Here is an 11,051-nt window from a genome sequence, read left to right as displayed (position 1 = left end):
ACAGCCCCCTTGTGCACATCCCTTGGCCTGAGTACCGTGGCCAGCTCTTGATGCAAGATTCCCGGAGCCAGCCCCATGCGCATAACCCCCACCCTGCTGCTTGCCAGCCTGCTGCCTTTGTTCGCCGGCTGCCAGCTCATGGCCCATCAACCAAGCGACCCGAACATCGGTACCACGCGCATGCAGGGCGAGCTGAGCGCCGGTGGCGGCCAGTTGTTCTTCAAGCCTTGCGGTGAGAGCCGTCGCTTCGTGATCAGCGACGTCGGCGGTACCGGTATCCTGCAGGAAGCCGCCAACCTGGCCGACGATGCCAACGACAAACTCTTCGCCGATGTGCGTGGCCGCCTGACCGGCAGCAAGCAGGCGAACAACGACGGCCAACTCGAAGTACGCCGACTGTACCGCCTGGAAGGTTCCACCCGCGCCTGCGAAGACCCCAACTTCAAGCAACTGACCCTGCGTGCCAGCGGCCACGAGCCGGGCTGGGACATCAAAGCCAGCGGCAAGGGCATGGTGCTCAACCGTGTCGGCCAGGACCCACTGCCACTGCCTTTCCTTGAAGAGGAAGTGCCCGGCGGCGGCCTGACCCTGACCAGCGAAGCCAACGGCAAGCACGTCGAGTTGTGGGTTGCCCCACAGCGCTGCGTCGATACGGCCACCGGCGCCGTGCAGCACTTGCGCGCCGAATTGCACATCGACGGCCAGACCCTCAAAGGCTGCGGCTACTATGGCGGTGCACGGGACAACTGATCGCCGGGCACTTTTATCCTGCCAGTCAGGGCGGCTAACAGCTTATACTTGGCGGTTTGTGTAAAGCCGCCGGCCGCCATGGCCGGGATACTGGACCCTGCCATGCTACGAATCACCGAACTTAAGCTGCCCCTGGACCACCCCGACGAAGCCCTGCGCGAGGCCATCGTCCAGCGCCTGGGCATCGAGGACGAGCAACTGCTCGGTTTCACCCTGTTCAAACGCAGCTACGATGCGCGCAAGAAGAACAGCGAAATGCTGTTCATCTACACCATCGACCTGGAAACCAGCAACGAAGCCGAACTGCTCAGCAAGTTCGCCGACGACCACAACATCGGCGTAGCCCCCGACGTTACCTACAAGTTCGTCGGCCAGGCCCCGACCGGCCTCCAGGAGCGCCCCATCGTGGTCGGTTTCGGCCCGTGCGGTATCTTTGCCGGCCTGCTGCTGGCGCAGATGGGCTTCAAGCCGATCATCCTCGAACGCGGCAAGGAAGTACGTCAGCGTACCAAGGACACCTGGGGCCTGTGGCGCAAAAGCGTGCTCAACCCAGAGTCCAATGTGCAGTTCGGCGAAGGCGGCGCCGGCACCTTCTCCGACGGCAAGCTGTACAGCCAGATCAAGGACCCGAACCACCACGGCCGCAAGGTGCTGGAAGAGTTCGTCAAGGCTGGCGCACCGGAAGAGATCCTCTACATCAACAAGCCACACATCGGTACCTTCCGCCTGACCGGCATGGTCGAGCAGATGCGCCAGGACATGATCGCCCTGGGTGCCGAGGTGCGTTTCCAGCAGAAAGTCACCGACCTGCTGATCGAGGATGGCCAACTGACAGGTGTGGTGCTGGAAAACGGCGAACAGCTGCACTCACGGCATGTGGTGCTGGCACTGGGACACAGTGCCCGCGACACCTTCCGGATGCTGCACGCCAAGGGCGTGTACATGGAGGCCAAGCCATTCTCCATTGGTTTCCGCATCGAGCACCCGCAGACGCTGATCGACAAAGCGCGGCTGGGCAAGTACGCCGGCCACCCGAAACTGGGCGCAGCCGACTACAAGCTGGTGCACCACGCCAAGAACGGTCGCTCGGTCTACAGCTTCTGCATGTGCCCGGGCGGCACCGTGGTTGCCGCGACCAGCGAACCGGGACGTGTGGTCACCAACGGCATGAGCCAGTACTCGCGTAACGAGCGCAACGCCAACTCCGGCATTGTCGTCGGCATTGACCCGGAGCGCGACTATCCGGGCGGCCCGCTGGCGGGTATCGAGTTGCAAGAACGCCTGGAAGCCCATGCCTACGTGATGGGCGGCAGCAATTACCAGGCCCCGGCACAGCTGGTGGGCGACTTCGTTGCAGGGCGTCCTTCCACTGCGCTGGGCAGCGTCGAGCCATCCTACAAGCCGGGTGTCACCCTCGGCGATCTGGCCCCTAGCCTGCCAGAATTCGCCATCGAGGCCATCCGCGAAGCCCTGCCCGCGTTCGACCGCCAGATCAAGGGGTACAACCTGCACGATGCAGTGCTGACCGGTATCGAGACCCGCACCTCGTCGCCATTGCGCATCACGCGTGGCGCGGATTACCAGAGCCTGAACCTAAAGGGGCTGTTCCCGGCAGGCGAAGGTGCCGGCTACGCGGGGGGCATCCTGTCGGCGGGTGTCGATGGCATTCGCATCGCCGAGGCAGTGGCCCGGGACATGCTCGGCCTGTAAGAGCCGGCTTGCCGGCGATAGCGCTAGCGCCGCCCAACAAAAAACCCCGAACCGGCCATGCCCGTTCGGGGTTTTTCGTGTCGCGTCTACGATCAGTGGGTGACGCGGCTGGTACCGTCGACGGTCATGATGCGCACGCGATCACCGACGCGGAAGATTTCGTTCTGTTGCACGGCCTGGACATAAGCACGCATGCTGCCGTCGTCCTCGCGTACGGTGATTTCCACACCTTGGGTACGGGTGAGGCCTTCTTCAGCGGCCGAACCTGCCAAACCACCAGCGACCGCACCGATGACGGCAGCGACGATGCTGCCACGGCCACCACCAACGGCACTACCGGCGACACCACCGACGATGGCGCCAGCGCCGCCGCCGATCGGGGTCTTGGTGCCTTCGATTTTCACCGGACGCAGGGATTCGATGGTACCCATGCGCACGGTCTGCACGCGACGGGCTTCATCACGGGAATAGCTGTCGCCTGTCAGGCTCGAGGCACAGCCACCGAGCAACAGCGACATGGTGGTGAAGGTCGCCACCAGCAAAACAGATTTACGCATGGGTACAGTCTCCATAAGTCAGGTGTCCATTAGACGCTGTGCCTTGACGGCTGTCACGATACATAGGTAACAAAATTGCTTTTATTCAGCTCTGGTACAGCCACAACCGGCTGTTTTGCAGGCTTTTGAAGTCAGACCAAGGATAGCCATGGATTACTTCATCGTCGTTGTAACCACGCTCGCGGGGCTGTACTTCCACGGCTGGCTGTATGTACGCATGCACCGCTGGATGGACCGGGACCTGGCGTTGGCACTGGCGGGAACGGACCCAAAAAAGCGTGAATTCATGCTGCGGAGCCTCGAACGGGCCCAGGCGCAGAAGCTCAAGGGCAAGGCGTTGGCGGCCTGGTTGGCGCGCGAGGCGCAAGAATATCGAGGGAACTGACTGGCATCGTCGCCGGCAAGCCAGCCCCCACACGATCTGCAGGGTACATGCAGGAGCAGCCTCGTGACGCGAAAGGGCCGTGCAGCGGCCCCTACGCTATCAGGGAGCCAGGCGCTCGCGCAGCCACTGGCCATCGACCAGACGGTAGTTCAGGCGATCGTGCAACCGGCTCGCACGGCCCTGCCAGAATTCAATGCGCTCCGGCAACAGGCGATACCCCCCCCAGTGCTCCGGGCAATGTGGCTGGGTGTCGGAGAACCGTGCCTCGGTCGCCTTGACCAGGCCCTCCAACTCTTCACGCCCGGCAATCACCCGACTCTGCGGGGAAGCCCACGCTCCCAGGCGGCTGCCCAGCGGACGCACTTGGAAGTAGTCGTCCGACTCCTTGGCCGTGACCTTCTCGACCCGACCTTCGATGCGCACCTGACGCTCCAGCGCCGGCCAGAAGAACGTCATGGCGGCGAAGGGATTGGCCAGCAGTTGCTGGCCCTTGGCGCTGTCGTAGTTGGTGAAGAAGGTGAAACCGCGCTCATCGAGGCCCTTGAGCAGCAAAACGCGGCAATGAGGCCGCCCCTCGCCATCGACGGTGGCCAGAGTCAGGGCATTGGCCTCCACTGGCGGTTGCTCGGTCTTCACCGCGTCGGCAAACCACTGGTGGAACAGGGCGAACGGCTCAGCCGGTGCCTGGGCTTCGGCCAGGCCATCACGGGTGTAGTCGCGACGCATATCGGCCAGGGATTGGGTCATGGCTGCGTTTCCTTGACGATCAGTTGGTCTTCGCAGGGCTGTTGGCGGCGACTTTCTTGTCGACCGTGGTTTTCTTGGCGACGGGCTTGGCCGGCGCGACTTTCTTCTTGGCAGTAGCCTTGGCGGGTGCCTTTGCAGGTGCCTTGGCCTTGGCCGCCGGCTTTTTCGCCGCGGTCTTGGCAGCAGGTTTGGTGTCAGTGGCCTTGGCAGCGGCTGGCTTGGCGTCCTGCACAGCGACCAGGGACGCCGGGCTCTGTGCCGGGGCGGCTTGCTGGTACTTGGCCAACAGCGCAACCATGGTGTTCTGTGGCGTCAGCAGCATTTCCACACGGCGGTTGAGGGCGCGGCCTTCGGCACTGTCGTTGGCGGCGCGCGGCATGACCGACCCCATGCCCTTGAGGGTCAGGCGGTCACGCTGCAGGCCGCTGAGGCGGAAGATCGCCGACACCGAGGCAGCGCGCTCCAGGCTGAGCTTCTGGTTGGCAGCGGCTGCACCACTGTTGTCGGCATGACCCAGTACCAGCACGGCCGACTTGGTATCGCCCTCGACCGTCTTGGCCACCCGGGTGATAGGGCCCAAGGTGATTGGCAGCAACATGTTAGGTCGGTCAGGGTTGTAGGAACCATCCACCGGAATGGTCACAGCCAGCACATCCTCACGGCGCTCCAGTTCCAGCTTGCTACCCTTGATCGCTTCACGCACCTTCGGCTCGTACTCGTCCAGCCAGGCCTGGGTAGCCTTCTGATCGATCTTCGGTACGGCGGACGCCTTGGCTTGCTTGTCGTCACCACCGAATGGCCACCACCAGCGGCTGGCACTTTCGGACTTGGCGTCGGCCTTGGCCACTTTATCGGTGACGGCTGCCTTCACTTCCTGCTCGGCCACCTTGTCTGAACCGAAGGGCCACCAGCTATGGCCACTGTCCTTCGAGGCGTCCTGGGAATGGCTGGCACAGCCCGTGACAGCGGTCAGGCACAGGGCGAGTGCTAAGGTTTTATGTGAAGACATCAGCGATACACCATGAAATTAAAAGAAATTTTGCTCACGCGTTTCAGGCGTTGGCATTCAGGATAGTCAAAGGGACCGTGCAATACCCGCACAACCCGATCAAAGGCAACTGCCGAGCACCCTGACCAACTTCTGCGCACGGGGGTCCATCAGCACGTATGGACCCAGGGTATTGACCACGAAACCGAACGCAACGTCATGTTCCGGGTCGGCAAATCCGACGGAACCGCCGGCTCCCGGGTGCCCAAAAGCACGCGCCCCGAGCCCGAAGGTGGCATTGGCAACGTCGGGCTGGTCGAGCATGCAGCCAAGGCCGAACCGCGTCTGGGTCAACAGGGTGCGATCCTGGCCGAAACTGTGTTCGCGGGTCAGCTCATCGAGCAGTTCGGATTCGAGCAGGCTGCCGTCCAGCAGGCCGGCATAGAAACCCGCCAGGCTCCGTGCATTGCCATGGCCATTGGCCGCAGGCTGCTGCATGCGCCGCCATTCGGGCTTGTTGGTGCTGGTGAGGATCGCAGGCGGGTTGGTGAATGCGCGGGTGCTCAGCGCTTCTGGTTCACGCAGGGTGACCTGCAGCAAGCGTTGGGCGGCGGCGTCACCGGCGTTGCCTTTGCCACGGGCAATATGCGCCACGCGATGAAACTCTTCGTCGGCCAGGCCGACATGGAAATCAAGCCCCAGCGGCCGGGCGGTGCGGGCAACGATCGACTCGCCTGGACCACGGCCGTCGGCCCGACGAATGAGCTCGCCGATCAGCCAACCAAAGGTAATGGCGGCGTAACCATGCTCGGTGCCCGGTGTCCACCAGGGTGCCTCTGCTGCCAGGGCATCCACCATGGTTTGCCAGTCGTACAGGGCCTCGGCAGGCAGCAGCTCGCGGATGGCCGGCAAACCAGCACGGTGGCTGAGCAACTGACGCAGGGTGACGGATTCCTTGCCCGCCTGGGCGAATTCAGGCCAATAACGGCAAACCGGAGCATCCAGGGCAAGCTTGCCCTCCCCCACCAACTGCAATGCGGTGACCGCGGTGAAGGTCTTGGTGCAGGAGAACAGGTTGGCAATGGTGTCGCTATGCCAGGCCTGCTGGCCGTCCTTGTCGGCGCTGCCCGCCCACAGGTCGACCACGGTTTCCCCGCCCACCTGGATGCACAGCGCAGCGCCGCGCTCCTGGGGATCATCGAACAACGCGGCGAATGCTTCCCGCACTGCCTCGAACTTCAGCTCATAGTGACCCTGGATCTGCACCCGCCTGTTCTCCGTACGACCTTGCTGTCAAAGGCGTGCATTGTTTCAGTAGTTGGAGGTTTTGCAAACTGGCTATGGCCCGGTGGTCGCCGATACAGGCTTCTCCAGCCCGCTGCGAAACTGCCCAAGAACCTGCCAATTGCTCTGGCGCACCGACTCGACGAACGACAAATAAGGCACGTCGGTGATCGCGACCAGCCCCAGATGCCCGTTCTCGCCATCGAGCAGTCGACCACTGGCCGGCTGGTCGAGGTACTGGAACCAATGCGCACCGACGATCATCGGTTGTGCCATCGCCGCCTTGAGGAAGGTGCCATAGGCCGGTCCACGGTCCTCTTCACGCGCCACTTCCACCGGCCCCGGCCAGAAGGGGCCGCGGTCGCGGGAGCCGAACTGGAACTCAGATACCAGCACAGGCTTGTCCAATTCGGCCAGGCGGGCGAAGTCATAGCCATCTTCAGGCTTGAGGGTATAGAAGTTGAAGCTCAGCACATCGCAGAACTCGACGCATGCCTTGACTGCCTCTGGCGTGCTCACGGCATAGCGCCCGCCCAGCAGCAGGTGATTGGGCGCGTGCCATTTCAAGGCATCGGAAATGGTCTTGAAGTAGGTATCGGCGAATACCTGCTGGAAGTGCTGGTAATCGCGCTCGATTTCAGGGTACTCAGGGCTGGGCAATGGCGCCTCGAAACCTGGGTCTTCCATCAGCTCCCAGGCTTGCAAGTCAATGCCCCAGGCCTTTGACAGCCCTTCCTGGTTGCGGTACTTGTCCCGCAATTGCTTGAGGAAAGCACGCTTGGCCGGCACGTCGGTGGTCAGCCGCAGGGTACCGTAGGCCAGACCGTAACGGGCTTTGGGATCGTCTCCCGGGGCAGCCCAGGCGAGCTCGTTATCGGCGAAATAGCCAATCAGCCAAGGGTCGTCACGATGGTCTCGGGCGGCAATGGCCACGGCGCGCTCGGTGGCCATGGCAAAGCGCGGGTCGAAGGGGTCGGGCATGCGCCCCCACCAGTCCATGCCGGTACTGATGCTGGCGTAGTCGCCGATGATCGACAGCGGCAGGGTGTAAGGCATGCGCTTGACCTGGGCCAGCGCAGGGTCGCTCCAGTTGCCCAGCGTGTTGAAACCCCAGGCCTGCAACCGGTCCAGCGTATGGGCCTGCCAGCGCGCGGCATCCAGCACTGGCTGCGGGCAGCCCACCGGGGGCTGGTCGGCTGCACCGGCACCGCACGGCTGGCCGTAGGTGCGCTGCAGATTGGCGGCATAGAAGTCGAACCAGCGCCCCTTCTTGAAGCCGCGACCTTGCGACGAGGCATTGCCATCGTCATTGTTCCCTTCGCCATAAAAAGCCGCCAGGGGCTCGCCCTCGGCCGGTAATGCCTTGAACATGGTTTCGCGCCCCGCGACATAGGTGCGCCCGCCATCGGCAGCCACCGTATTGACGCCCAGCGAGAAGAACGGGTGGCCATCGGGAGTCACCAGGTACCAGCGTCCGGCTCGTTTCTCGGTGCGGAAGAACCCCTTGGCTTCGAAGGCCGGACCGGCCAGCAAACCGCCGTAGTTGTCCAATGGCTGCTTCTGGCGCTCGGCCAGCCACCCTTTGAGCTGCTGCCGCTCCCGCTGATCGGCCACCTTGAGCTGTTCGTCATCGACGATTTTCTCCGGCCAGCGAGCCCGGGTGGATTGGCCATACGCATCGATCAGCTCGCGATAAGCGGCCTGGTACGCCTTGTCGTCATCCTGCAGGCCGACTTTCTCGATCAGCAAGTTCTGCGCAACCTTGGGGCCGGGAATGCTCAGGCTGACCGACACCACCTGCTTGAGGTCGACTTCCCCGGCACTGCTGGCCAGCAGCAGACGCTGCCCTTCATGGGTCCAAGGCATTGGCGGGCCGGCACGCATACCCTGGTTCAGGGGCGAGCTCGCCTTCAGCGGCATCATGACGGTCTGCGCCGGCCCGGCAGGCAGGTCGATACGGCTGGTCAACGTGCGGCCATCAGCGCCCTGTACGGTGACATCCACGGTCAGCGCCCAGTCCATTGCGCTTTGCAGGCGCAGGGTCAGGAACCGACCGGCGGACCAGTCCCAGACACCGCTTTGTGGGCTCAGGCGCAGCGTCGGGCGCGCCACCGGGTTGAACACCACCCGCCGCAAGACTTCGCCTTCGGCCGTTTGCTCCGCGTTGTACTGGGGCATGCTGGCATCGTCGGTCACCACGTTGACCACCGAGGCCGGGCGCACGAAGCTGAAAAGCGTCTGTTGTCCGGCCAGCAGCGGCGTGCTGAACAACAGGGTGAGAATGGCGGGCAGGGTGTGGCGGATCATAGGGCTGGGGCTCTCCTTCAGGGCCCTCATGAGCCCACGTCCGGGTAATGGACAACGAGCCGGTGCATCGTGCTCCGGCCGTTACGAAATCTCCCGCCGGAATGGCGGCAGCGCATTGAGAATAGCCTTGCCGTAGCGCTGGGTGACCAGACGCCGGTCAAGCAAGGTGATGACGCCGCGATCCTGCTCTGTACGCAACAAGCGACCGCAGGCCTGGATGAGGCGCAATGAAGCATCGGGCACGGCGATTTCCATGAAGGGATTACCGCCACGGGCTTCGATCCACTCGGCCAATGCCGCCTCGACCGGATCGTCGGGCACCGCGAAGGGGATCTTGGCGATAACCACATGCTCGCAGTAGGCACCGGGCAGGTCGACGCCCTCGGCGAAACTGGCGAGGCCGAAGAGCACGCTGTGCTGGCCATCGTCGACCCGCGCCTTGTGTTTGTTGAGGGTTTCCTGCTTGGACAAGTTGCCCTGGATCAGCACCAGCTTGCGCCAGTCACGGTCCAGGCCATCGAATACGTCTTGCATCTGCTTGCGCGAGGAGAACAACACCAGGGCGCCGCGGGCATCCTCGACGATGCCCGGCAGTTCGCGGATGATCGCCGCCGTGTGTGCCGTGGCGTCACGCGGGTCGGCGCCCAGGTCCGGCACCCGCAGCAAGCCGGCATCACCGTGCACGAACGGGCTGGGCACGACGCAGGTCACGGCATCGCGGGGCAACCCCGAGCGCATGCGGAAGCGGTCGAACTTGCCAAGGGCCGTGAGGGTTGCGGAGGTCACCAGGGCGCCGTGGGCCACGTTCCAAAGGCTGCGGCGCAGCATCTCGGCGGCCAGGATGGGGCTGGCATTGACCTCGATGTCGAATAGCGCACCACTTTCGGCCAAGGTCAGCCAGCGGGCCATCGGCGGGCTGTCTTCAGGGTCTTCGGCGGTAAAGGCGGTCCACAGCTCCCAGTTGCCTTGGGCGCGGGTCACCAGGCTGCCGAACAAGGGGTACCACTCTTCGGCCTGATGGCTGGCGATACCGATGTTGACCTCGCCGTCCATGCCTTCCTTGAGCAAGTCGGCCAGGCGTGTGAACAGGTCGTTGAGGCGGGCGAACCCTTTTTTCAGCTCGATTCCCGCTTCGCGGATCGCCTCGGGAACCACGCCACCTTCGAACCGATAACGTGGGCGTTCGCGGCCCTCCGTGTCCTCGCTGGGACGGAAGTCGGCGACCTGCTCGCACAGGGTGAACATGAACTGCTGTTGCGTGCGGATTTCCCGCGCCAGCTCTGGCACCTGCTCGATCAGCTTACCCAGATCGCCCGGCAGCGGGTGTTGAGCCAGCAGCTTGGTCAGGTTCTTGGCCGTCTGCTCCAGCCAGTCGGCGGTCGAGCGCAACCGCGAATAATGGGCGAAGTGGCCGATGGCCTTGTCCGGAAGATGGTGGCCTTCATCGAAGACGTAGACGGTGTCGCGAGGGTCGGGCAACACCGCACCGCCGCCCAAAGCCAGGTCAGCCAGGACCATGTCGTGGTTGGTGACGATGACATCGACCTTGCCCATGCCTTCCCGCGCCTTGTAGAACACGCACTGCTGGAAGTTCGGACAATGACGACCGGTGCACTGGCTGTGATCGGTGGTCAGGCGGGCCCAGTCCTGGTCCTCCAGTGCCTCGGGCCAACTGTCGCGATCGCCGTCCCAGCGGTTGCCGGCGAGCTTTTCGATCATGCTGTTGAACAGCTTCTGGCTACGCTCGTCGACCTCGATATGAAAACCCTCCTCCTCGAACAACTGGGCAGTGGCCGATTGCGCATGGCCCTCCTGCAGCAGTACATCGAGCTTGGACAGGCACAGGTAGCGGCCTCGCCCCTTGGCCAGGGCGAAGCTGAAGTTCAGGCCGCTGCTGCGCATCAGGTCGGGCAGGTCCTTGAACACGATCTGCTCCTGCAGTGCAACCGTTGCGGTGGCGATCACCAGGCGTTTGCCGGCCGCCTTGGCTGCCGGAATCGCCGCCAGGCTGTAGGCCACCGTCTTGCCAGTACCGGTACCGGCCTCCACCGCCACCACGGCAGGCTCGCCCGCCCGACGGCCTTCGTCGTCGCAGGCGATATCGCCGAGCACTTTGGCCACTTCGGCAATCATCAGACGCTGGCCATAGCGCGGCTTCAGGCTCTTGGCTTCGAGAAAACGCGAGTAGGCGCCCTGGATGGTGGCTTTGAGTTCGTTGCTGATCATGGTCTGCAAGCGCCCGGAGGGCTGGATATATTTTCAGTGTTTCGCATGGGGCGGCTATCATACCCCGCTATTGCCCTTTGTGCCGCATGGAGATCCG

The 11,051-nt window shown here is 63.6% G+C and carries 9 protein-coding genes; 3 read left to right on the top strand and 6 right to left on the bottom strand.

Annotated features, from left to right (window positions below):
- Nucleotides 1-75 precede the first annotated feature (75 nt).
- Together IF103_RS05610 and IF103_RS05605 are read left to right on the top strand one after the other, a co-directional pair.
- Entirely contained in the window at nucleotides 76-750 is a 675-nt protein-coding gene (locus tag IF103_RS05610) for a COG3650 family protein (RefSeq protein ID WP_023379077.1), read from the top strand.
- Nucleotides 751-852: 102 nt separating this feature from the next.
- On the top strand, nucleotides 853-2,460 hold the full coding sequence (locus tag IF103_RS05605; RefSeq protein WP_202675925.1) for an NAD(P)/FAD-dependent oxidoreductase: 1,608 nt from the start codon (nucleotides 853-855) through the stop codon (nucleotides 2,458-2,460).
- Nucleotides 2,461-2,552: 92 nt separating this feature from the next.
- Here the strand turns inward: IF103_RS05605 and IF103_RS05600 are convergent, their stop codons facing one another.
- A complete protein-coding gene (locus IF103_RS05600) occupies nucleotides 2,553-3,017 on the bottom strand; it encodes an outer membrane lipoprotein (RefSeq protein WP_023379073.1) in 465 nt (154 codons plus the stop codon).
- 148 nt (nucleotides 3,018-3,165) lie between these two features.
- Between IF103_RS05600 and IF103_RS05595 the strand changes: the two genes are divergently transcribed.
- Nucleotides 3,166-3,402, top strand: coding sequence for a hypothetical protein (locus IF103_RS05595; protein ID WP_023379072.1), 237 nt, complete (start codon nucleotides 3,166-3,168; stop codon nucleotides 3,400-3,402).
- 99 nt (nucleotides 3,403-3,501) lie between these two features.
- Here IF103_RS05595 and pdxH read toward each other — a convergent pair whose 3' ends face one another.
- The 5 genes from pdxH to dinG form a co-directional block, all read right to left on the bottom strand.
- Nucleotides 3,502-4,149 carry a pyridoxamine 5'-phosphate oxidase gene (gene pdxH, locus IF103_RS05590; protein ID WP_023379070.1) on the bottom strand — a complete coding sequence of 216 codons (648 nt, stop codon included), beginning with the start codon at nucleotides 4,147-4,149 and terminating at the stop codon, nucleotides 3,502-3,504.
- Between the two features lie 19 nt (nucleotides 4,150-4,168).
- Nucleotides 4,169-5,158, bottom strand: coding sequence for an OmpA family protein (locus tag IF103_RS05585; RefSeq protein ID WP_202675924.1), 990 nt, complete (start codon nucleotides 5,156-5,158; stop codon nucleotides 4,169-4,171).
- Nucleotides 5,159-5,257: 99 nt separating this feature from the next.
- Nucleotides 5,258-6,403 carry an EstA family serine hydrolase gene (locus IF103_RS05580; RefSeq protein ID WP_023379067.1) on the bottom strand — a complete coding sequence of 382 codons (1,146 nt, stop codon included), beginning with the start codon at nucleotides 6,401-6,403 and terminating at the stop codon, nucleotides 5,258-5,260.
- 72 nt (nucleotides 6,404-6,475) lie between these two features.
- Nucleotides 6,476-8,728 carry a beta-galactosidase gene (locus IF103_RS05575; protein ID WP_027907485.1) on the bottom strand — a complete coding sequence of 751 codons (2,253 nt, stop codon included), beginning with the start codon at nucleotides 8,726-8,728 and terminating at the stop codon, nucleotides 6,476-6,478.
- 81 nt (nucleotides 8,729-8,809) lie between these two features.
- Complete coding sequence (gene dinG / locus IF103_RS05570; RefSeq protein ID WP_023379064.1) at nucleotides 8,810-10,954, bottom strand: ATP-dependent DNA helicase DinG; 2,145 nt, start codon at nucleotides 10,952-10,954, stop codon at nucleotides 8,810-8,812.
- Between the last annotated feature and the right edge of the window lie 97 nt (nucleotides 10,955-11,051).

Source organism: Pseudomonas sp. SK2 (assembly GCF_016772395.1).
GTDB classification, from domain to species: Bacteria; Pseudomonadota; Gammaproteobacteria; order Pseudomonadales; family Pseudomonadaceae; genus Aquipseudomonas; species Aquipseudomonas taiwanensis.
This window is presented reverse-complemented; position numbering and strand designations above follow the sequence as displayed.